The 22,181-nt window shown below is 61.5% G+C and carries 20 protein-coding genes; 7 read left to right on the forward strand and 13 right to left on the reverse strand.

Features of this window, described 5'->3' with window-relative positions; genetic code table 11:
• Positions 1 to 66: 66 nt before the first annotated feature.
• The 4 genes from IWW33_RS11725 to zwf all read right to left on the reverse strand — a co-directional run bounded on the left by IWW33_RS11725 (position 67) and on the right by zwf (position 5,293).
• Positions 67 to 474 carry an SMI1/KNR4 family protein gene (locus tag IWW33_RS11725; RefSeq protein ID WP_046786759.1) on the reverse strand — a complete coding sequence of 136 codons (408 nt, stop codon included), beginning with the start codon at positions 472 to 474 and terminating at the stop codon, positions 67 to 69.
• Between the two features lie 114 nt (positions 475 to 588).
• Positions 589 to 1,443 carry a TIM44-like domain-containing protein gene (locus IWW33_RS11730; protein ID WP_012316883.1) on the reverse strand — a complete coding sequence of 285 codons (855 nt, stop codon included), beginning with the start codon at positions 1,441 to 1,443 and terminating at the stop codon, positions 589 to 591.
• 120 nt (positions 1,444 to 1,563) lie between these two features.
• The gene (uvrD, locus tag IWW33_RS11735; protein ID WP_174142386.1) at positions 1,564 to 3,753 is read right to left on the reverse strand and encodes a DNA helicase II; all 2,190 of its coding nucleotides are present in this window, start codon (positions 3,751 to 3,753) and stop codon (positions 1,564 to 1,566) included.
• A gap of 97 nt (positions 3,754 to 3,850) precedes the next feature.
• Positions 3,851 to 5,293, reverse strand: coding sequence for a glucose-6-phosphate dehydrogenase (gene zwf, locus IWW33_RS11740; RefSeq protein ID WP_046786757.1), 1,443 nt, complete (start codon positions 5,291 to 5,293; stop codon positions 3,851 to 3,853).
• Between the two features lie 103 nt (positions 5,294 to 5,396).
• Between zwf and hexR the strand changes: the two genes are divergently transcribed.
• Together hexR and IWW33_RS26640 are read left to right on the forward strand one after the other, a co-directional pair.
• Complete coding sequence (hexR, locus tag IWW33_RS11745) at positions 5,397 to 6,263, forward strand: transcriptional regulator HexR (RefSeq protein ID WP_012316879.1); 867 nt, start codon at positions 5,397 to 5,399, stop codon at positions 6,261 to 6,263.
• A gap of 113 nt (positions 6,264 to 6,376) precedes the next feature.
• Entirely contained in the window at positions 6,377 to 6,595 is a 219-nt protein-coding gene (locus tag IWW33_RS26640; protein ID WP_080765901.1) for a hypothetical protein, read from the forward strand.
• On the opposite strand, the gene IWW33_RS11750 is transcribed toward IWW33_RS26640, so the two are convergent.
• A complete protein-coding gene (locus IWW33_RS11750) occupies positions 6,537 to 7,484 on the reverse strand; it encodes a LysR family transcriptional regulator (RefSeq protein WP_161872865.1) in 948 nt (315 codons plus the stop codon). The genes IWW33_RS26640 and IWW33_RS11750 overlap by 59 nt on opposite strands.
• 205 nt (positions 7,485 to 7,689) lie before the next feature.
• On the opposite strand from IWW33_RS11750, the gene IWW33_RS11755 reads away from it, so the two are divergent.
• Complete coding sequence (locus tag IWW33_RS11755; RefSeq protein WP_046786755.1) at positions 7,690 to 9,105, forward strand: acetyl-CoA carboxylase biotin carboxylase subunit; 1,416 nt, start codon at positions 7,690 to 7,692, stop codon at positions 9,103 to 9,105.
• Between the two features lie 98 nt (positions 9,106 to 9,203).
• On the forward strand, positions 9,204 to 11,012 hold the full coding sequence (gene oadA / locus IWW33_RS11760; RefSeq protein WP_046786754.1) for a sodium-extruding oxaloacetate decarboxylase subunit alpha: 1,809 nt from the start codon (positions 9,204 to 9,206) through the stop codon (positions 11,010 to 11,012).
• 123 nt (positions 11,013 to 11,135) lie between these two features.
• Here oadA and IWW33_RS11765 read toward each other — a convergent pair whose 3' ends face one another.
• A complete protein-coding gene (locus IWW33_RS11765) occupies positions 11,136 to 11,957 on the reverse strand; it encodes an amino acid ABC transporter permease (protein ID WP_174142388.1) in 822 nt (273 codons plus the stop codon).
• Positions 11,954 to 12,775 (reverse strand): ABC transporter substrate-binding protein, encoded by an 822-nt coding sequence (locus IWW33_RS11770; protein ID WP_039604255.1) that lies wholly within the window; start codon positions 12,773 to 12,775, stop codon positions 11,954 to 11,956. Before IWW33_RS11770 ends, IWW33_RS11765 begins: the two co-directional genes overlap by 4 nt.
• Before the next feature lie 106 nt (positions 12,776 to 12,881).
• Here IWW33_RS11770 and IWW33_RS11775 point away from each other — a divergent pair, with 106 nt between their 5' ends.
• Positions 12,882 to 13,781: a homocysteine S-methyltransferase family protein gene (locus tag IWW33_RS11775; protein ID WP_046786752.1), complete on the forward strand. Its 900-nt coding sequence runs from the start codon at positions 12,882 to 12,884 to the stop codon at positions 13,779 to 13,781.
• A gap of 3 nt (positions 13,782 to 13,784) precedes the next feature.
• Here the strand turns inward: IWW33_RS11775 and IWW33_RS11780 are convergent, their stop codons facing one another.
• The 3 genes from IWW33_RS11780 to IWW33_RS11790 are packed head-to-tail and all read right to left on the reverse strand — an operon-like array spanning position 13,785 to position 15,562.
• Entirely contained in the window at positions 13,785 to 14,459 is a 675-nt protein-coding gene (locus IWW33_RS11780) for a GNAT family protein (protein ID WP_174142389.1), read from the reverse strand.
• A 14-nt stretch (positions 14,460 to 14,473) separates the two neighbouring features.
• On the reverse strand, positions 14,474 to 14,920 hold the full coding sequence (locus tag IWW33_RS11785; RefSeq protein WP_046786750.1) for a GNAT family N-acetyltransferase: 447 nt from the start codon (positions 14,918 to 14,920) through the stop codon (positions 14,474 to 14,476).
• A gap of 12 nt (positions 14,921 to 14,932) precedes the next feature.
• Complete coding sequence (locus IWW33_RS11790) at positions 14,933 to 15,562, reverse strand: FMN-binding negative transcriptional regulator (protein ID WP_174142390.1); 630 nt, start codon at positions 15,560 to 15,562, stop codon at positions 14,933 to 14,935.
• An 89-nt stretch (positions 15,563 to 15,651) separates the two neighbouring features.
• Here IWW33_RS11790 and IWW33_RS11795 point away from each other — a divergent pair, with 89 nt between their 5' ends.
• Positions 15,652 to 17,178 carry a PLP-dependent aminotransferase family protein gene (locus IWW33_RS11795; protein ID WP_174142391.1) on the forward strand — a complete coding sequence of 509 codons (1,527 nt, stop codon included), beginning with the start codon at positions 15,652 to 15,654 and terminating at the stop codon, positions 17,176 to 17,178.
• A gap of 95 nt (positions 17,179 to 17,273) precedes the next feature.
• Here IWW33_RS11795 and IWW33_RS11800 read toward each other — a convergent pair whose 3' ends face one another.
• The 3 genes from IWW33_RS11800 to IWW33_RS11810 form a co-directional block, all read right to left on the reverse strand.
• Positions 17,274 to 18,044, reverse strand: coding sequence for a MetQ/NlpA family ABC transporter substrate-binding protein (locus IWW33_RS11800; protein ID WP_012316868.1), 771 nt, complete (start codon positions 18,042 to 18,044; stop codon positions 17,274 to 17,276).
• Between the two features lie 64 nt (positions 18,045 to 18,108).
• Positions 18,109 to 18,780 carry a methionine ABC transporter permease gene (locus IWW33_RS11805; protein ID WP_039603885.1) on the reverse strand — a complete coding sequence of 224 codons (672 nt, stop codon included), beginning with the start codon at positions 18,778 to 18,780 and terminating at the stop codon, positions 18,109 to 18,111.
• Complete coding sequence (locus IWW33_RS11810; RefSeq protein ID WP_046786747.1) at positions 18,780 to 19,787, reverse strand: methionine ABC transporter ATP-binding protein; 1,008 nt, start codon at positions 19,785 to 19,787, stop codon at positions 18,780 to 18,782. Before IWW33_RS11810 ends, IWW33_RS11805 begins: the two co-directional genes overlap by 1 nt.
• Positions 19,788 to 20,013: 226 nt before the next feature.
• Between IWW33_RS11810 and katE the strand changes: the two genes are divergently transcribed.
• The gene (gene katE / locus IWW33_RS11815) at positions 20,014 to 22,158 is read left to right on the forward strand and encodes a catalase HPII (RefSeq protein WP_115273178.1); all 2,145 of its coding nucleotides are present in this window, start codon (positions 20,014 to 20,016) and stop codon (positions 22,156 to 22,158) included.
• The last annotated feature ends 23 nt before the right edge of the window (positions 22,159 to 22,181 follow it).

The following is a 22,181-nucleotide window of genomic DNA, read 5'->3' on the forward strand; positions in this document are numbered from 1 at the left end:
TTGTGGGAGTGGACGGAGCGGTAACGATGTCGCCAGGGGCTTAAAGCCTGGCGACCGTGCAAGTCATCAGCTTTCCAGCCAGACGTCCCGTGCCCAGTGCCAGACCGATTCCCAGCTGTCTTCACCAACCCCTTCCTCGTCGGCATCCCACAACACCACCGTGCCGTCTTCCTCGACGCAGTAGAAGTTGTCGCCGTCCTGGCACAGCGGGATCAGGTCACGCGGTACTCCAGCATCCCAGGCATTGGCGGCCACGTCGGGCAGGTAGGTATGTGACTGGGGATCGGTGACGGTGACCGGTTCCAGGGAGCCGTACACCACGTCGCTGACGGTCAAGAGGAATTCTTTGAATACGAACGGAATGTTGATGAACAGTTGTTCCTCGATCTCGACCAGTTGGTCCTCGTCGGGAAGCTCCAGGGGCACCGGTACCGGTTCATTGGCTTCACGGAGTTGTTCGATCACTTCTTCCACGGTTCATTTCCTCCAACCTTGATGACATCGCTGCGCGTTATACCCTAGTAGGGCGGTCTGGCAAAAGCAAAAACCCCGGGGCTAGCCCGGGGTTTTTTGTGCAACGTGCGACGGTTAACCGTTTTGGCGGATACCGGCGACCAGCCAAGGCTGGTTCTCGCCCGGGGCACGAACCATGTGCCAGCTTTCGCTGAAAGGTTCGCCCTGGTCGAAGCGCGAGGTCTTCGACACGCCACGGAAGGTCAGGGTGGCGTCGGTGCGGTCGGCACGATCGTCGACACCGTCCAGTTGCACATCGAGGTTATCGATGTAGGTAGCCTGGAAACCATCACCCAGATCAGCACGCTCACGCTTGAGGAACTCGAGCATCTGCGGGGTGACGAACTCGGCGATCTTGTCCATCTCGTTGGCATCCCAGTGCTGCTGCAGCGACTGGAAGTGGCTACGGGCTGCGGCCAGGAAGCTCTGCTCGTTGAACCAGGCCGGGGCGTTGATGACCGGCGCGGCTGGCGCTGCAGGTGCAGCCGAACCACCGAAGATCGACGGCTGGGCAGGCTGGCCGTGGGCTTCACGCTGGAACGGTGCGTGGCCCGGAGCGGCCATCTGCGGCTGCTGCTGGCGGCGCCGTGCGGCGATGAAGCGGAACACCAGGAACGCGATCAGGGCGACGATCAGGAAGTCCATGATCTGTAGGCCCTCGAAGCCGTCACCCATGAACATGGACGCCAGCAGGCCACCGGCGGCGAGGCCGGCCAGTGGGCCCAGCCAGCGCGAAGCACCGCTGGCGGCGGCCGGTGCACGGCCAGGAGCGGTCGGTGCAGCGGCGGGCGTGGTTGGCGTAGCCTGGCGGGTCTGGTGGATAGGCGCGGAGCCCGAGCTCTTGCCGCCGCCGAAGCGCTTGGCGTTGGCGTCCAGGCTCAGCGTCAGGCCGACGCAAAGCGCCAGTGCGATGCTAAGAAAACGTTGCATAAATGGGATTTCCCCTGTTGTGGATTGCACGCGCGTCATGTTGCACAGGTTCCTGTGCACATGACCAGCGACATAATGTTTCCAGCTTTTGCCTAAATATTTCAGCGCGCCCCACAGGCTTCAGATAGCTTCGAGCTTGGCATAGCCAAGCATCAGCCACTTGCTGCCTTCGGCAAAGTTCACCTGCACACGCGCCTGTGCGCCGGAACCCTCGAAGTTGAGGATCACGCCTTCACCGAATACCGAATGCTGTACCCGCTGGCCCAGATTGAAAGCGGTCTGCGGAATGTTGGCATTGGCGAACAGGCTGCTGGCGCTGGTGTTCTTGGCGCCGCCGAACGGGCGGCTGACGCTGTTCGAAAGACGCACTTCCTGAACCAGGCCAGGCGGAATTTCACGTACGAATCGTGACACCTTGTTGTAGGTCTCACTGCCATACAGGCGACGCGTTTCGGCATAGGTCATAAATAGCTGGCGCATGGCGCGGGTAATGCCCACGTACGCCAGGCGGCGCTCTTCTTCCAGGCGGCCTGGCTCTTCCAGGCTCATCTTGTGCGGGAACAGGCCTTCTTCCATGCCTACCAGGAAGACGTAGGGGAATTCCAGGCCCTTGGCGCTATGCAACGTCATCAGCTGAATGCTGTCTTCGTGCTCGTCAGCCTGGGCCTCGCCGGCTTCAAGCGAAGCATGGCCGAGGAAGGCCGACAGCGGCGAAAGGTCGGCGTCATCGTCAGTGGTTTCGAAGTTGCGAGCGGCGCTGACCAGTTCCTCAAGGTTTTCTACCCGTGCCTGGCCCTTTTCACCCTTTTCTTCCTGGTGATAGATGATCAGGCCGGACTGCTCGATGACCGTCTGCGTCATGGTATGCAGGGGCATGTCCGCGACTTTGCCAGCCAGGCTCTCGATCAGCTCGATGAAAGCGCCCAATGCACTGGCGGCCCGGCCTTTGAGTGCCTTGGCTGCCAGCAACTGGCACATGGCGCCCCACATCGACAACTGACCGTGGCGCGCATGTTCGCGGATGGCCTCGACGGTTTTTTCACCGATGCCACGCGGCGGCACATTGATTACCCGTTCGAGCGCGGCGTCGTTGCCACGGCCTTCCATCAAGCGCAGGTAAGCCATGGCGTTCTTGATCTCGGCGCGCTCGAAGAAGCGCTGCCCACCATAGATGCGGTAGGGGATGCGCTCGCGCAGCAGCGCTTCTTCCAGCACGCGCGACTGGGCGTTGGAGCGATAAAGAATGGCGATGTCGCTGCGCGAATTGCCTTGCTTGATCAGGCTCTCGATGGTCTCGACCACGTAGCGCGCTTCGTCATGCTCGTTGTAAGCCGCATAAAGGGTCAGAGGCTCGCCTTCGCCCAGGTCGGTCCACAGCTCTTTGCCCAGGCGCCCGCTGTTGTTTGCGATCAGCGCGTTGGCGGCTTTGAGGATGCCGCCGGTGGAGCGGTAGTTCTGCTCCAGGCGGATCATCTCGGCATCAGGGAAGTCAGCCGTGTACTGGTGAATGTTTTCAATCTTGGCGCCGCGCCAGCCGTAAATCGACTGGTCGTCGTCGCCCACGGCCATCAGGCTGCCGCCGCCCTTGCCAGCCAGCAGGCGCAGCCAGGCGTACTGCACGGCGTTGGTGTCCTGGAACTCGTCCACCAGCAGGTGACGGAAGCGCCGCTGGTAGTGTTCGAGCAGGCCCGGGTGGTCGCGCCACAGGTCCAGGGCCCGCAGCAGGAGCTCGGAGAAGTCGATCACCCCGGCGCGTTCGCAGGCCTGCTCGTAGGCCACGTAGATGCTGCGCATGGTCCCCAGGAACAGGTCGCCACCGGGCTGGATATGCTGTGGGCGCAGGCCTTCGTCCTTCTGCCCATTGATGAACCACTGGGCCTGGCGCGCGGGCCAGCGCTGCTCATCGAGGCCAAGCTCACGGATCACCCGCTTGACCAGGCGCTGCTGATCATCACTGTCGAGGATCTGGAAGTTCTGCACCAGACGGGCTTCCTGCCAGTGAGCGCGCAACAACCGATGCGCCAGGCCGTGGAAGGTGCCCACCCACATGCCGGCCGGGTTGATGCCCAGCAATTGCTCGATGCGCTGGCGCATCTCGGCGGCGGCCTTGTTGGTGAAGGTCACCGACAGGATCGAGTGCGGCGAGGCCTGTTCGACCTGGATCAGCCAGGCGATGCGGTGCACCAGCACGCGGGTTTTACCGGAACCGGCGCCAGCAAGCACCAGCTGACGCCCGAGCGTGGCCGCGACGGCCTGGCGTTGGGCATCGTTGAGGGAGTTCAGCAGGAGGGAGAGGTCATCTGTGTGCATCCGCCCATTCTAGGGGCAGGCCGGTTACGGGGCAAACGCCTACTGTATAAATATTCACCCTGCCGCGCCGCCGCCCATCGTTGCGTGGCGTACCTCTTCAGCCATGCCAGTGCCTGCCGTGCCTGGCCAACAGGCTGTTGGCCTGGTCGGGGCCATTGCTGCCGGCCGCATAATGGCGGGGGGCCTGAAAATGCTCCTCCCAACCCTTGATGATCGGGTCGACCCAAGCCCAGGCGGCTTCCACCTCGTCACGCCGCATGAACAGCGTCGAATCACCTTCCAGCACGTCCAGCAGCAGGCGTTCATAGGCTTCCCAGCGACGCGTCTGGCCGAACACCTGCGCCAGGTTGAGGTCAAGGTCCACCGGCTCCAGGCGCATGCCTTTGCCGGGGCTTTTGGTCATCATGCGCAAGCTGATGCGCTCGTCGGGCTGTAGCCGGATCAACAGCTGGTTGACCTGGCCACCGTTGAACAGCTCGTGGGGGACGGGCTTGAACTGGATGACGATCTGCGACGAGCGTCGTGCCATGCGTTTGCCGGTGCGCAGATAGAAAGGCACGCCAGCCCAGCGCCAATTGTCGATGTGGGCGTGGACGGCGACGAAGGTTTCGGTGTCGCTGTCATTGTCCACGTCCTTCTCGAAGTAGTAGGCGGGCACTTCCTGGCCGCCGATGTGCCCGGCACCGTACTGACCGCGCACGGTCTTGTCCTGAACGTCCTGGCCGGTGATTGGCTTGAGGGCGCGCAGAATCTTGACCTTCTCGTCGCGTACCGCCTCGGCCTCGAACTGCGCAGGCGGCTCCATGGCTACCAGGCACAGCAGCTGCAGCAGGTGGTTCTGCAGCATGTCGCGGGTGGCCCCGGACCGATCGTAGTAGCCGCCCCGGTTTTCTACACCGAGGGTTTCACAGACGCTGATCTGCACATGATCGACCTGCCCGTTGCGCCACACCGGTTCAAGCAGCGCATTGGCGAAACGCAGAGCCATGAGGTTCTGCACGGTCTCCTTGCCCAGGTAGTGGTCGATGCGAAACACCTGAGATTCCTCGAACACCGCGCCGATCGCTTCGTTGATGGCGGTGGCCGACTCCAGCGAATGGCCAATCGGCTTTTCCAGCACGATACGCGCCTCATGGTCGGCCAGGCCCGCCACCCGTAGGTGGTTGGCAATCGGCACGAACAGATTGGGCGCGGTGGCCAGGTAATAGATGCGGGTCAGCCCGCCAGGCTCGCCGAGGTAGCGCGCCAGGCGCCCGAAGTCGGCACTTTGCGCGGCGTCCATGGGAAAGTAGTCCAGGCGTGCGCAAAAGCGTTGCCACACTTCTTCGTCGAAATCACTCCGGGCGATCTGCACTCGGCAATGGCGTTCGGCGAGCTTCAGGTACTCGTTGCGCGACAGGTTGCGCCGGGCCAGGGCAATGATGCGCACGGCAATGTTCAGGCGTGCCTCGCGATACAGGTGATAGAGCGCCGGCAGCAGTTTGTGCAGGGCCAGATCGCCAGTGCCGCCGAACACCAGAATGTCGCAAGGAATAGTCAAACCACCACTCTCCACGTTCGTTTAACTGGGCGGGTTGGCGTCCATGTAGTATAACTACAAGAAAGCTACATCCCGGCCAGCCGATCATAACCGAGTCCAGCCCGTGAATCTGTTGCAACATATCGCCCAATCGCGCCACCTGCTGCGCAAATCGGAACTGAAAGTGGCCGACCACGTGCTGCTGGACCCGGCTGCCGTCATGCACAGCTCGATGGCGGACCTTGCACACAGCGTGGGTATCAGCGAGCCGACCATCGTGCGGTTCTGCCGGGCGATCGGCTGTTCAGGTTTTCAGGACCTCAAGCTCAAGCTGGCGCAGAGCCTGGCTGCCGGCGCCAGCTTCGGGCAGTTCGCCATCCATGAGGACGACTCGGTTGCCGATTACAGCCTGAAGATTTTCGACACTACCTTGCACACCCTGATGGAAGTGCGCGAGCACCTTGACCCGCACGCGTTGCAACAGGCGGTGAGTGCCATGGCGCAGGCGCAACGTGTGGAGTTCTATGGCTTTGGTGCATCCGGCGCGGTTGCTGCAGACGCGCAGCACAAGTTTTTCCGCCTGTTGCTCAGTGCCGCCGCGTACTCCGACCCGCACATGCAGGCCATGTCGGCGGTCACCCTCAAGCCGGGTGACGTGGCGGTATGCATTTCCCAGTCCGGGCGCTCCAAGGACCTTTTGATCACCGCCAACCTGGTGCGTGAGAGCGGCGCCAACCTGATCACCCTGTGCCCCAGCCAGACCCCACTGGCCGAGCTTTCGACCGTCAACCTGGCGATCGATGTGCACGAAGACACTGAAATCTATACCCCGCTGACCTCGCGTATCGCCCACCTGGTAGTGATCGATGTGCTGGCCATGGGCGTGGCCATGGCCCGTGGGCCGAGCCTGGTCAATCACCTCAAGAGTGTGAAGCGCAGCTTGCGCAGCCTGCGGTTGTCGCCCAAGTCGATCAAGGCGATGGATGACTGATCGGCAATTGCGGAAGAATCTGCAAATTTCATCGATTTGTCACCAATCCTCAGCAAAACGGTAAAGCGCTCGAGCCAGTCTGAAACTCCCCGCACTCGATCAGGGAGACAGGCATGGCTCGTGATTTCGATGGCTCTTACCTACCTAGCGCCAAGGCTCGCAAACAGCAGGAAAAAGATCAGCGCCGCATGGAGTACCGCCGTGCGATCGAAAGCTATTGCGACCAACGTCAACTGCTGCGCGACCTTGCAGACTACCCGGAGCTGCAAGCCCTCACGGTGTGGCAGACTTCAGCGCCAGCTTCCCCGAAAAGCGCTCAACAAGCGCGCTGATCAGCGCACGTTCGCTGCGAATGAAAGCCAGAAAGGCCAAGGCTACCGGTGACTGCCGCTTGGCCTTGGCCTGCACCACACACCAGCTGCGGTACAGCGGTAGTTCCTCCACTGGCAATTCCTTGAGCACGCCCATGGCCAGCTCCATGTTCACTGCATGGCGGGTCAGCAGGGCGATACCAAGGCCGGCGATGACGCATTCGCGCTGGGCATCGGCCGACGCTACCTCCAGCGTCTGGGTGAAGTGCACACGCTTGTCCTTGAAGTACTCCTCGCAGGCTTTGCGCGTCCCTGAGCCCTGTTCACGGACCAGCAGTGTATGAGGCTCCAGGTCCTGCAGGCGCAACTGCTCCAGTTTGCACAACGCATGGTCCGGCGGCGCCACGGCGATGATCGGGTTGTTGAGAAACGGCAGGAACTCCAGGCCCATGTCCTGCGGCACCATGGACATGATGATCAGGTCGTCGCGGTTGTCGGAAAGGCGCCGAATCGCCTGGGCGCGGTTGACCACGGTAAGGGTCAGGTTGACCTCCGGGTGACGTTGCTTGAAGGCGGCGAACAGGTGTGGGACGAAGTATTTGGCGCTGGATTCGATCGCCAGTTTCAGTTGCCCTTGCAGTGAGCCCTGCATGTCGGAAAGCTGCATGTCGAGGCTTTCCAGGCGCCCGAAGATGTCCCGGCTGGCGCGCTGCAGCGCCTCGGCGGCTTCGGTCAGGTAAAGTTTCTTGCCGACGTATTCGAACAGCGGCTGCCCTACCAGCTCTTCCAGCTGACGAATTTGTAGACTAACGGCGGGTTGCGTCAGCGCCATCTCCTCGGCGGCGCGGCTGTATGAGCGCAAATCGCACACCTCATTGAAGACCTGCAACTGACGCAAAGTCATACGCATCAAGGACTTACGCATTTTTATTCTAGGCTCCGGTAAAACCTTGTTACCTAACTATAAGCTTTTGCTAATACAGCCTCTAACAAATATTGATTTTTGTTTATCGACCTACAGCGCTAGGGTGAATGTGCGACTGGCCAGCGACGCTTGGTCACGCGCCGACCGGTAGAACCGGCTCGACTGTTCCTACGGCTTTGGGAAGACTCCAGTGATAAAAAAAATCCTGATCGCCAACCGGGGTGAAATCGCAGTCCGCATCGTGCGTGCCTGCGCCGAGATGGGCATTCGCTCTGTCGCGATCTATTCCGACGCCGACCGTCACGCCTTGCACGTCAAGCGCGCTGACGAGGCCTACAGCATTGGTGCCGAGCCGCTGGCTGGTTACCTGAACCCGCGCAAGCTGGTGAATCTTGCTGTGGAAACCGGCTGTGATGCCCTGCACCCGGGCTACGGTTTCCTGTCGGAAAACGCGGAGCTGGCAGAGATCTGCGCCGAGCGCGGTATCAAGTTCATCGGCCCGGCCGCCGACGTCATTCGCCGCATGGGCGACAAGACCGAAGCGCGCCGCACCATGATTCAGGCCGGCGTGCCCGTTACCCCAGGCACCGAAGGCAACGTTGCCGACATCCATGAAGCCCTGAGCGAAGGCGAGCGTATCGGTTACCCGGTGATGCTCAAGGCCACCTCCGGCGGTGGCGGCCGGGGCATTCGCCGGTGCAACAGCCGTGAAGAGCTGGAGCAGAACTTCCCTCGCGTCATCTCCGAAGCTACCAAGGCCTTCGGTTCAGCGGAAGTGTTCCTGGAAAAGTGCATCGTCAACCCCAAGCACATCGAGGCGCAGATCCTGGGCGACAGCTTCGGCAATGTGGTGCACCTGTTCGAGCGTGACTGCTCGATCCAGCGCCGCAACCAGAAGCTCATCGAAATTGCCCCAAGCCCCCAGCTCACCCCCGAACAGCGTGCCTACATCGGTGACCTGGCGGTCCGTGCAGCCAAGGCTGTGAACTACGAGAACGCCGGTACTGTGGAGTTCCTGCTCGCCGATGGCGAGGTGTACTTCATGGAAATGAACACCCGCGTGCAGGTCGAGCACACCATCACCGAAGAAATTACCGGTATCGACGTGGTCCGCGAGCAGATCCGCATCGCCTCGGGCCTGCCGCTGTCGGTCAAGCAGGAAGACATTCAGCACCGCGGCTACGCGTTGCAGTTCCGCATCAACGCTGAAGACCCGAAGAACAACTTCCTGCCCAGTTTCGGCAAGATCACCCGTTACTACGCCCCTGGCGGCCCGGGTGTGCGCACCGATACAGCGATCTACACCGGTTACACCATCCCACCGTTCTATGACTCCATGTGCCTGAAACTGGTGGTGTGGGCGTTGACCTGGGAAGAAGCCATGGACCGTGGCCTGCGGGCCCTGGACGACATGCGCGTGCAAGGGGTGAAGACCACCGCCGCGTACTACCAGGAAATCCTGCGCAATCCGGAATTCCGTAGCGGCCAGTTCAACACCAGCTTCGTCGAAAGCCACCCTGAACTGACCAACTACTCGATCAAGCGCAAACCCGAAGAGCTGGCCCTGGCCATCGCCGCCGCCATCGCCGCCCACGCAGGCCTATGAATGCAGCTGCAAGCTGTGAGCGACCCGCTGCAAGTTGAAGCGAATCGGCTTTTTCTTGCGGCTCGTAGCTTCAAGCTTGTCGCCATGAGGAGATAAGAATGTCCAAGAAGATCTTTGTTACCGACACAATCCTGCGTGACGCCCACCAGTCCCTGCTGGCTACCCGCATGCGGACCGAAGACATGCTGCCGATCTGCGACAAGCTCGACAAGGTCGGCTACTGGTCGCTGGAAGTGTGGGGCGGCGCCACTTTCGATGCCTGCGTGCGCTTCCTCAAGGAAGACCCGTGGGAGCGCCTGCGCAAACTGCGCAATGCGCTGCCCAATACCCGCCTGCAGATGCTTCTGCGCGGGCAGAACCTGCTGGGCTACCGCCACTACAGCGATGATGTGGTCAAGGCGTTCGTCGCCAAGGCGGCGGTCAACGGTATCGACGTGTTCCGCATCTTCGACGCAATGAACGACGTGCGTAACCTGCGCGTGGCCATCGAGGCGGTGAAGGCTGCCGGTAAGCACGCCCAAGGCACCATCGCTTACACCACCAGCCCGGTGCATACCATCGAAGCCTTCGTGAACCAGGCCAAGCAGATGGAAGCCATGGGTTGCGACTCGGTGGCGATCAAGGACATGGCTGGCCTTTTGACCCCGTATGCCACCGGCGAGCTGGTCAAGGCGCTGAAGGCCGAGCAGTCGCTGCCTGTGTTCATTCATTCCCACGATACTGCCGGCCTGGCCGCCATGTGCCAGCTCAAGGCGGTGGAAAACGGTGCTGACCATATCGACACCGCCATCTCCAGCTTTGCCTGGGGGACCAGCCACCCAGGTACCGAATCGATGGTCGCCGCGCTCAAGGGCAGCGAGTTCGACACCGGTCTGGACCTGGAACTGCTGCAGGAAATCGGCCTGTACTTCTATGCCGTGCGCAAGAAGTACCACCAGTTCGAAAGCGAGTTCACTGCGGTGGACACCCGCGTGCAGGTCAACCAGGTGCCAGGCGGGATGATTTCCAACCTTGCCAACCAGCTCAAGGAGCAGGGCGCACTCAACCGCATGAACGAAGTGCTGGCCGAGATCCCGCGGGTTCGCGAAGACCTTGGCTTCCCACCTCTGGTGACCCCGACCTCGCAGATCGTCGGTACCCAGGCGTTCTTCAACGTACTGGCCGGCGAACGCTACAAGACCATCACCAACGAAGTGAAGCTGTACCTGCAAGGCGGTTACGGCAAGGCGCCTGGCGTGGTCAACGAGCAACTGCGCCGCCAGGCGATCGGCAGCGAAGACGTGATCGATGTACGCCCGGCCGATCTTCTCAAGCCGGAAATGGCCAAACTGCGTGCCGACATCGGCGCCTTGGCGCACAGCGAGGAAGATGTGCTTACCTTCGCCATGTTCCCGGACATTGGCCGTAAGTTCCTCGAAGAGCGTGAAGCCGGCACCCTCACCCCTGAAGCGCTGCTGCCGATCCCGGAAGCCGGTGCGGTCGCCGCCCCGGGGGGTGAAGGTGTGCCGACCGAGTTCGTCATCGACGTGCACGGTGAAACCTACCGCGTCGACATCACCGGCGTTGGCGTCAAGGCCGAAGGCAAGCGCCACTTCTACCTGTCGATCGACGGCATGCCGGAAGAAGTGGTGTTCGAGCCCCTCAACGAGTTTGTCGGCGGCGGCAGCAGCAAGCGCAAGCAGGCCAGTGCGCCAGGCCACGTCAGCACTACCATGCCGGGCAACATCGTCGATGTGCTGGTCAAGGAAGGCGACACAGTCAAGGCCGGCCAGGCAGTGCTGATCACCGAAGCGATGAAGATGGAAACCGAAGTGCAGGCGGCCATCGCCGGTAAGGTCGTTGCCATCCACGTGGCCAAGGGCGATCGCGTGACGCCGGGTGAGATCCTGATCGAGATCGAGGGCTGACATAAGCCCTCATCTACAAGCGGTTAACCTCTGGGGAGCGGATGCTCCCCTTTTTTTGGGTGGTTGTCAGGCCCCTTGCGATGCGGGCGGCGCTAGCTCAAATACCCCTCGGTTGCGCTGGACCTAGCGCTGATAGCCCTTGCCAAAATGCCGCTCCAGCCTGGCCTGGGCCAGTTCGAGCAGGATCGACAGCACCCAGTAGATCACTGCAGCTGTCGTCAGCATCTCCAGGTAGCGATAGCTTGAGCGCCCATACGACTGGGCCAGGAACATCACTTCCCAGACACCCATCACCGAAATCAGCGACGAGTCCTTGAGCATCGAGATGAACTGGTTGGCGCTCGGCGGGATGATGGTGCGCATGGCCTGGGGCAGAGTGATGTGCCAGAAGATCGCCACCGGGCGCATGCCCAGGGCGAGCGCTGCCTGGCGCTGGCCCAAGGCAACGCCAATGATGCCGGCTCGGAAGATTTCGCTCAGGTAAGCGCCATAATTGAGCGACAGGGCGATGATGCCCGCTGCGATTGCACCTGGCACCAGGCCCACTTGGGGCAAGCCGAGGTAGATCAACAGGATCTGGATCAGCAGCGGCGTGCCGCGGAAGAACGAGGTGTAGAAGCTGGCCACGCCGAACATCAGCGCACTCTTCGACAACCGTGCCAGGGCGGCGGCAAAGCCCAACAGCACCGACACCACCATAGAACACAAGCACAGGAACAGGGTCAGCGCAGCGCCCTGCAGGAAGCCATTGGGGCCCAGCTTGAAGCCTGCCAGGTTGGGGAACTTCTCGACGATGATCGAGAATTTCAGATCAAAGCTGAGAAAGAAACCCACGAACAGCAACAGCAGCACCAGCCACGTCAGGTACAGACGGGTGCGAAAGCCGAACAGGCGTGATCCCGTCGCGGTGGCGACGGGCTTGGGTGCAGGTTGATGGGCGCTCATTTACTGATGTCGGCGCCAATCCACTTCTGCGACAGCTTGGCCAGCGTGCCATCGGCCTTCAGCTCGGCGAACACTTGCCGCAGCTTGGCGTCCCACTCTGGATCGCCTTTCTCGATGGCGACTGAGTTGGGCTCTTCGTAAAGCGGCGCGCCTGCCAGTTTGAAGCGCTTGTCCTGGGCCAGGCGTGGCTGCGCGGTCACCAAGTTGGTCAGGATCGCATCCAGGCGCACGCCTGCACCCAGGCCGAGGTCCTGGAAGGCGACGTTGTCGGTGTCATAGGGGGCAATCTGGACGAAGTCGAAGGGGTACTCGATCTTCTTGTCTTCCGCGCCTTCGATAACCAGGTTCTTGTTCAGGTAGCTCTCATAGCTGGAGGCGCTGGTCAGGCCGACCTTGAGGCCGTCGAGGTCCTTGGCCGTGTGAATCCGCTCATCCTTGGCGTTGACCACGATCACCGCAGGCGAGGCGTAGTATTCCACCGGGAAGTCGAACACCTCGGCGCGGGCCTTGCTTGGCGTCATCGAACAGATGCACAGGTCGTAGCGACCACTCCAGCGGCCCGCAGCAATGACATCCCAGGAGGGTGTTTCCAGTCGCAGCTTTACGCCGAGCTTGGCCGCGACCGCCTTGGCCACATCGACGTCAAAACCATCGAGCTGGTTCTGTTCATTGAGGAAGGAGAACGGCGGGTAGCTCTCCATCAGTACGTTGACGACTTCCTTGCGCGACTCGACGCGGTCCAGTGTGGCACCGGCAAAGGCTGCAGAGGTGGCGCTCAGGGCCAGAAGGCCTGCGCAAATCAAGGAAGGCAAACGCATGAAGACACCTGGAAAAAGTTGTTAAAAAATCAGATTTCGATATTTAATAGTTATAAGTTTAAAGCCACCAGTGAATATTATTCATATCAATATAAGCGGAAGTTATATGGGCGATCGGACGTTGGAAATTCTTGATGGCGGTATGGGTCGGGAGCTGCAGCGCCGAGGCGCGCCGTTCCGCCAGCCGGAGTGGTCGGCACTTGCACTGAGCGAAGCGCCGGAAGCCGTAGTGGCGGTGCATGCGGCCTATATCGAAGCCGGTGCTGGGGTGATCACCAGCAACAGTTATGCAGTGGTGCCGTTCCATATTGGTGAAGACCGCTTCGCTGATGAAGGCTTCGCCTTGGCCGCCACCGCTGGTCAGCTGGCACGTACTGCGGCGGATGCCAGCCCACGGCCAGTGCGAGTCGCTGGCTCATTGCCTCCGCTGTTCGGCTCCTACCGCCCTGACCTGTTCGAGCCACAGCGCGTGTCCGAGGTATTGCTCCCACTGGTGGTGGGGCTGGCACCGTATGTCGATCTGTGGCTGGCCGAAACCCAGAGTGCGATCGCAGAAGTGCAGGCAATTGCCGGCCAGTTGCCAGCAGATGGCAAGCCGTTGTGGGTATCGTTCACCTTGCAGGATGAAGAGGTCGGCGACGTACCGCAGCTGCGTTCTGGTGAAAGTGTGACCGCAGCTGCCGAAGCAGTAGCAACGCTGGGCGTCAAAGCCATGCTGTTCAACTGCAGCCAGCCGGAAGTGATCGGTGCTGCCATCGACGCTGCGCGCGAAGTGTTCGAGCGCCTGGGTGTGGATATCGCCATCGGAGCCTACGCTAACGCCTTCCCGCCGCAACCCAAGGACGCCACCGCCAACGATGGCCTGGATGAGCTGCGCGAAGACCTCGACCCGCCGGGTTACCTGAGCTGGGCCCAAGACTGGCGCCAGCGCGGCGCCAGCTTGCTCGGCGGATGCTGTGGCATCGGGCCAGAGCACATCGCGGAGCTCAAGCGTAACCTGAGCTGAGCCTCAGCCCTGCTCCCGGCAGGCTTCCAGCGTTTTCGACTGACCCTCGTGGCGCTGGTTGTCGGCACTCAGCCAGCGCTCGAAAGCGGCCGCCACTGCAGGCCACTCTTCATCTGTAATCGAGTACCAGGCCGTGTCGCGGTTCTGGCCCTTGATCACCATGTGATTGCGGAACACACCCTCGTAGATGAAGCCAAAGCGCTCCGCTGCGCGCTTGGAGCGGGCATTGGCGTTGTTGCACTTCCATTCCAGTCGGCGATTACCCAGTTCAAAACCGAGCTTGCCCAGCAGGTATACCGCTTCGGTGCCCTTGGGGGTGCGTTGCATGGCTGCGCCGAAGGCAATATGGCCGATCTCGATGCGACCGTGGGCAGGCACCATCGACATCAGGCTCAGAATGCCTTGTACCTGGCCGCTGCTGCGGTCGATGACGCTGTAAAACAGCGGATCGCGGCTGGCGGCATTGTCTGCAAGCCATTGATCGAACGGACCGCGCTCGGCAAACGGGCCATAGGGCAGGTAGTCCCACAGTGCTGGATCGCAGTGCGGACCTTGCAGCACCTCCCAGAGATCGTCCGCATGACGCGCCGGATCGAGCTTCTCCAGGCGGATGAAACGCCCTTCAAGGGGCTCGGCCTGGGGCAGGGCCGCAGGTTGCCAGTTATTGGGTTGACTCATGCGTTGCTCCCGTCTCACAGCGTTTGGCGAAATTGGATGAAGCCGGGTCGCTCGGCGACCTGCTCGTACAAGCCGATGGCGGTAGCGTTGGTTTCATGTGTCAGCCAGTGCACCTTGCAACAGCCGGCCGCTTTGGCACTGGCGTTGACCAGTTCGATCAGTTGCCGGCCAACGCCCAGGCCGCGCTGCTTACCGTCAACGTACAGGTCCTGCAGGTAGCAGGCGTTGGCAATGCTCCAGTTGGTTCGATGATAGATCCAGTTGACCATGCCTACCGCCTTGCCATCGATCCAGGCCAGCGCCGAGTGGGTTGGCTCCTGCGAGTCGAGGATGCGTTGCCATGTCACGGCGCTGACTTCATCGGCCAGTTCGGTTTGATAAAAGCGCAGGTAGGCCTGCCACAGGGGCAGCCACGCGGCGTGGTCGTTGGCGCTGACGGGGCGCAGGATGACGTTGGGCATGGGGCTGTTCCTTCAGGGCGTGCGCATCTGCGCCGCCAGTTGATTGTTTAGCTGATCGGTACTGCTGGCCAACCCTTGGCGTACGCCTTCGATGTCCTGCGTTGAGCGGTTCTGGCTGAGTTTGCGTGCCCCCTGCAGACGTGCGATGGGCAGGCGGAAGCCGACGATGGCGCGGAGCATGCCTTCGATGTAATCGCTGGGTGCATCGGCGACCTTCCATGGGGCGCTGCGTCCTTGCTCGTGCAGGTCGGTCAGGCGGCTGACGATATCCAGCAGGTCGGGGCCGCCCTGCACCACTTCAGCGACGCCGTAGGCATGCACCGCCAAGTAGTTCCAGGTGGGCACAACCTTGGGGTTGTCGAGCTTGCTCGGGTAGTAGCCGGGGCTGACATAAGCGTCAGGGCCGGCGAAAACCAACAAGGCTTCTACACCTTGCTCCAAGGCCTGCCACTGATGGTTGGCACGGGCCAGATGCCCGTAAACGGTGCCCAAGTCACCTTCGCTGGTATCGATCAACACGGGTATGTGACTGGCCAGCAGACCTTGCTCGCCGTGGGTGACAAGCAGGGCTAGGCGGGTTTCCCGCATCTGTTGATGCAGGCGCTCAAGGTTGTGTTCCTGGTGCGGTTTGCTGTTGTACATGGGCGGATCCTTGTCGATTGGCTTCATCGTAGGCAGGCTATTGGTTCAGGTTAAGAGCCATTGGTGATGATTTTGATAGGTCCAATGCGATGAGCGAGCGCCCTTTGGTATTGCCTTTCGATCCCGCCGGGATCGTCCTCGATCAACGCCGAGGGTTGAGTCAGCAGCTCTATCAAGCGCTGCGCGCTCGCGTGCTGGATGGGCGCTTGAGCAGCGGCACGCGCCTGCCGTCGACACGAGACCTGGCGGGCATGCTCGCGCTCTCGCGCAACAGCGTGGTGCGTGCCTATGACCAACTGTATGCCGAAGGCTACATAGAAAGCCGGGTTGGAGATGGCACCTATGTTTGCCATCTGCCGAAACTATCCACACAACTGTCCACAGGGTTATCCCATGGCTTATCAACAGGGTTATCCACAAAATGCTCAGAAAGCACTGATGATTTATCCAGATGTGGGCGTTCCAGTGAGCGTTTGGAGCGTCTGAAAAGTAACCATCTGCCATTCCCAAAAGTTGGCCCGCCACGGGCGTTTCGGGTAGGTGTTCCGGCCTTCGATCTGTTCCCCTTTGAGGTCTGGGCCAAGCTGCAAGCGGGCTTCTGGCGAAATCCCGATCCAGCGCAGCTTGGCTATGGCGACCCGGCGGGCGAGCCGTTACTGCGTGAATTGATCGCTGCGTATCTACGTCGGTCGAGGGGGATGTCGTGCACGGCTGGACAAATTGTGATCACCAGTGGTGCGCAGGAGGCAATAAGTCTTTGTGCACAGTTGTTGTTGCAGCCCGGGGATGAGGTGGCTGTGGAAAACCCCGGGTATCGTGCCGCCGGGCATGCGTTTGCAGTAGCGGGCGGGCGGGTGAGGGGTGTGCCGGTAGATGAAGAGGGCCTCGACTGCGCCAGGCTTGCCCTCGCTGGCGACTGTCGCTTGGTTTACGTCACCCCGGCGCACCAGTACCCGACGGGGGTGACCATGAGCCTGGCCCGGCGCTTGGCGTTGCTGGCCTGGGCCGAGCGCCAGGATGGCTGGATCATCGAAGATGACTATGACGGCGAGTACCGTTACAACGGAGCACCGCTGGCGCCGTTGGCGGCTTTGGACCGGCAAGGGCGGGTGCTGTACGTCGGTACCTTTGGCAAGATCGCTTTCCCAGCGCTGCGCCTTGGCTATTTGGTATTGCCGGCGCGGTTGGTGCAGGCTTTCAGCCAGGGCAGGGCGCTGGCAGTGCGGCATTCCGAGGTGGGAACCCAGTGCGTGATGGCCGAGTTCATGGCCCAGGGGCACTTTCAGAGGCATATACGCCGCATGCGTCGTGCGGCGTTGAGCCGGCGCAATGTGCTGAAGGCAGGGTGGCCTGTGGGTGTGCCGGGGCTTGCGGGGATGCCGGATGTGGCAGCGGGGCTGCATGTGAAAGTCGATGTGGATAACTTTACACGCGAGCAGGAACTGGTGGCCAAGGCCGAGGCGGTGGGAGTGGAAGTGAATCCGCTCAGCAGTTACTGGCTTGAGGACAGCGAGGTGCCTGTGGATAAACGCGCGGGGTTGGTGCTTGGGTTTGCGGCGGTGCCAGAGGGAGAGATTGCTGAGGCGTTGATGCGCTTGCGCAAGGCTTGGAGGTAGGGGGGCCTGGTGTCGCCAAAGGCCTGCAAAGCAGGCCGACGGTTTTTGCATGCCGATGAAATCCTGGGGCCGCAAAGCGGCCCGGGGATTTCTGATCAGAACGCCGGCACTACAGCGCCTTTGTACTTCTCGGTGATGAACTGCTTCACCTCAGGCGAATGCAGCGCAGCCGCCAGTTTCTTCATGTCTTGCGAGTCCTTGTTGTCCGGGCGGGCAACTAGGATGTTCACGTACGGTGAGTCGCTGCCTTCAATGGCCAGCGCGTCTTTTTCCGGGTTCAGTTTGGCTTCCAGCGCGTAGTTGGTGTTGATCAGGGCAGCATCGACCTGGGTCAGTACACGCGGGATGGTGGCCGCTTCGAGCTCACGGAACTTCACGTTCTTCGGGTTCGCGACAACGTCCTTCACGGTCGACAGGATATTGCTGTTGTCCTTGAGCTTGATCACGCCGGCCTTGTCCAGCAGCAGCAAGGCACGGCCGCCGTTGGTGGCGTCGTTGGGGATGACCACGGTGGCACCGGAAGGCAGTTCGTCGAGCTTCTTGATCTTGGCCGAGTAGACGCCCAGCGGCTCGATGTGCACGCCGGCAACGCTGACCAGGTTGGTGCCCTTGGCCTTGTTGAACTCATCCAGGTACGGCTGGTGCTGGAAGAAGTTGGCATCCAGGCGCTTCTCTGCGACTTGTACGTTCGGCTGGATATAGTCGGTGAACTCTTTCACCTTCAGGTTTACACCCTCTTTTTCCAGCTGCGGTTTGACGAAGTTGAGAATTTCGGCGTGCGGCACCGGGGTGGCGGCGACAGTCAGGTCACCGGCGTGGGCCGAGAACGCCGCGACAGCGGCAGCGACAGCAAGCAGCTTCTTCATGAATCACTCCTTGTGAGGGCCGCGACGGCCCCCGAACGGGTCGGCCGGGCCGACCCCATTGGGGTTACTTACGGGAAAAATGCACGACCAGTTTGTCGCCCACGCTCTGCAGTACTTGAACCAGAACCAGCAGCAGTACCACGGTGACCACCATTACATCGGTCTGGAAACGCTGGTAGCCGAAGCGGATGGCCAGGTCGCCCAGGCCGCCAGCGCCGACAACGCCGGCCATGGCGGTGTACGAGACCAGGGTGATGGCGGTGACGGTAATGGCCGCGAAGATGCCCGGGCGGGCCTCCGGCAACAGCGCACTGGTGATGATCTGGCGGGTGGTGGCGCCCATCGACTGGGTGGCCTCGATGATGCCGCGGTCCACTTCACGCAGGGCAGTTTCCACCAGGCGGGCGAAGAACGGCGTGGCACCCACCACCAGCGGCGGGATGGCGCCGGCAACGCCCAGCGAGGTACCGGTGATCAGCACAGTGATCGGGATCATCACGATCAGCAGGATGATGAACGGCAACGAGCGCAGGATGTTGACCACCAGCGACAGCAGCGCATACACGCCCCGCTGTTCGAACATCTGCTTCGGCCCGCAGAGGAACAGCAGCACGCCCAGTGGCAGGCCCAGCAGCACGGTGAAGAACAGCGAGCCGAACAGCATGATCATGGTGTCGATGGTGGCCAGCCAGATTTCGGCCCAGTCGACATTGGCGAAGAAATTCAGGGCGTCCATCAACGCAGTACCTCCATATGTACGTCAGCTGCCGTGAAGCGGTCGAACGCCGCTTCCATGTCGCCGCCGGTGACGGCCAGGGTCAGCTGCCCATAGGGCACATCCTTGATGCGGTCGATACGCCCGGCGAGGATGCTGTAGTCGACACCGGTTTCGCGGGCCACGGTGCCCAGCAGCGGCGCGTAGGTGGCGTCGCCCTGGAAGGTCAGGCGCACGATGCGGCCTGGCACGTGGGCAAAGTCGTCGCGCTGCTCGCCTTCATCGACCTGCTCGTCTTCCTGGACAAAGCGCTTGGTGGTGGGGTGCTGCGGGTGCAGGAACACGTCGGCCACCGAGCCTTGCTCGACGATATGGCCGGCGTCCATCACCGCGACGCGGTCGCAGACACGGCGGATCACGTCCATCTCGTGGGTGATCAGCACGATGGTCAGCTTCAGCTCACGGTTGATCTCGGCCAGCAACTGCAGCACCGATGCGGTGGTTTGCGGGTCCAGGGCGCTGGTGGCTTCGTCGCACAGCAGGATCTTCGGGTTGGTCGACAGGGCGCGGGCGATGCCGACGCGCTGCTTCTGGCCGCCAGAGAGCTGCGCCGGGTACTTTTTGGCGTGGTCCGACAGGCCCACGCGGGCCAGCAGCCCGGTGACGCGCTTGTCGATTTCGGCCCGCGACAGCCCGCCCGCCAGCGTCAGCGGCAGGGCGACATTGTCGGCGACGGTCTTGGAGGCCAGCAGGTTGAAGTGCTGGAAGATCATCCCGACTTGCTGGCGGAAGCCGCGCAGCTGGTTGGCGTTGAAGGCGGTAACGTCTTCGCCGTCGACGATGATCTTCCCGCCAGAGGGCTCTTCCAGCCGGTTGATCAGGCGCAGCATGGTGCTTTTGCCTGCGCCGGAATGGCCGATCAGGCCGAACACCTGGCCGTCTTCGATGGTCAGGCTGGTTGGGTTCAGAGCGGGGATTTCCCTACCGGCGACGCGGTAGGTCTTGTGTACATGTTGGAACTCGATCACGTAGCGAACCTTGTGGGGCGCATGGAATTTGGGTCAGCGGTTGGCTGGGGTGGCGCATTTTAGCCTTTTCCAATAGTTGTTCTTAGCATTTATTTCGTAATGGACCAATCCATCAGGCATAACGCGACAACTGGTAATCCCGATTGAACGCTCGCCAAAGCCCTCTAGTCACTACTGGAACGAGCCCGCAGAGGGCAAGCCTGAAGACTGATGAGGAGAGCCGACCATGACCAGCAAGAAAACGGACGCGCCCAAGCACAGTGAGGCCGCCGGCACGCAGACCCCCGACCGCGCCAACACCAACGCCAAGCTGCAGAGCCTGGAGGCGTTTCGCAGCGATGCCACTGGCCAGGCCTTGCGTACCAACCAGGGTGTGAAGGTAGCCGACAACCAGAACAGCCTGAAGGCTGGTGCTCGTGGGCCATCGCTGCTTGAAGACTTCATCATGCGCGAGAAGATCACCCACTTCGACCACGAGCGCATTCCCGAGCGTATCGTCCACGCCCGAGGTACCGGTGCCCACGGCTACTTCCAGAGCTACGGCAACCATAGCGAACTGACCAAGGCCGGTTTCCTCCAGGACCCCGAAAAGATAACCCCGGTCTTCGTGCGCTTCTCCACCGTGCAAGGCCCGCGCGGGTCGGGTGACACGGTGCGCGACGTGCGTGGCTTTGCTGTTAAGTTCTACACCGATGAGGGTAATTTTGACCTCGTTGGCAACAACATGCCGGTATTTTTCATTCAGGATGCCATCAAGTTTCCCGACTTCGTGCATGCGGTCAAACCTGAACCGCACAATGAAATGCCCACGGGCGGTTCAGCCCACGACACGTTCTGGGATTTTGTCTCGCTGGTGCCTGAGTCGGCGCACATGGTCATCTGGGCCATGTCCGACCGAGCCATCCCGCGGAGCCTGCGGATGATGGAAGGCTTTGGCGTGCATACTTTCCGCCTGATCAATGCCCAAGGCGTGGCCAGCTTCGTCAAGTTCCACTGGAAGCCACGCCAGGGTGTGCATTCGGTACTGTGGGACGAAGCTCAGAAGCTGGCAGGCAAGGACACCGACTACCATCGCCGCGATCTGTGGGATGCGATCGAGACGGGTGATTACCCCGAGTGGGAACTGGGCGTGCAGATCGTCCCAGAGGCCGATGAGCACAAGTTTGATTTCGACCTGCTCGACCCGACCAAACTGATCCCCGAGGAACTGGTACCAGTGACGCCGCTCGGCAAGATGGTGCTCAACCGCAACCCGGACAACTTCTTCGCCGAGACCGAGCAGGTCGCTTTCTGCCCTGGCCATATCGTGCCGGGCATCGACTTCAGCAACGACCCGCTGCTACAGGGCCGGCTGTTCTCCTATACCGACACACAGATCAGCCGCCTTGGCGGCCCGAACTTCCACGAGATCCCGATCAACCGGCCGGTAGCGCCGAACCACAGCAGCCAGCGCGACGCCATGCACCGCATGACCATCGACAAGGGCCGTGCTTCCTACGAGCCCAATTCGATCGATGGCGGCTGGCCGCGGGAAACGCCGCCGGCGGCGCAGGATGGTGGCTTCGAGAGCTATCAGGAGCGCATCGAGGCACACAAGATCCGCCAGCGCAGCGAGTCGTTCGGCGATCATTTCTCGCAGGCGCGGCTGTTCTTCCAGAGCATGAGCCCGACCGAGCAGCAGCACATCATCAAGGCCTACAGCTTTGAATTGGGCAAGGTGGAGCGCGAAGCAATCCGCGCGCGTGAGGTCAATGAGATCCTGGCCAATATCGACCTGAAGCTGGCAGCGGCTGTGGCGGCCAACCTCGGCTTGCCGGCGCCCAAGCAGGGCACGGTTCAGGTCAAAGGTAGCAAGCTTGCGCAGTCCAAGGCTTTGAGCCAGATGAACCACCCTGGAGATGTGGGCATCAAGGGACGCAAGATTGCCGTTGTGGTCGCCGATGGCGTGGACGCCGCGAGCGTCGACAGGCTGGTCAAGGCGCTCGAAGCACAAAGCGCGCGGCCCATGCTGCTGGGGCCATCCTCGGCGCCGGTGAAGAGCGCCGATGGCAAGCAATTGCCGGTGGATGCTTCGATCGAGGGTATGCCGTCGATCATGTTCGACGGGATAGTGGTGCCGGGAGGCAAGGCTTCAATCGATGCCTTGAGCGGCAGTGGTGTGGCCAAGCACTTCCTGCTCGAGGGTTACAAGCATTTGAAGGCGATCGTGTTGGCCAAAGAGGCCAAAGCGTTGCTGGGCAGCTTGGGCCTGAAGGAGGACAAAGGCTTGTTGCTTGGGGATGATCAGAAGGCAGTGGATGCCTTCGTCAAAGCCGTGGAAGGGCATCGGGTCTGGGAGCGGGAGGCGGCTGCAGAGGCGATCCCTGCGTAAGACGCTGCGTTGGTACCCATCGC

This window comes from Pseudomonas sp. M2 (genome assembly GCF_015751845.1).
In the GTDB taxonomy this organism is placed as follows: domain Bacteria; phylum Pseudomonadota; class Gammaproteobacteria; order Pseudomonadales; family Pseudomonadaceae; genus Aquipseudomonas; species Aquipseudomonas putida_E.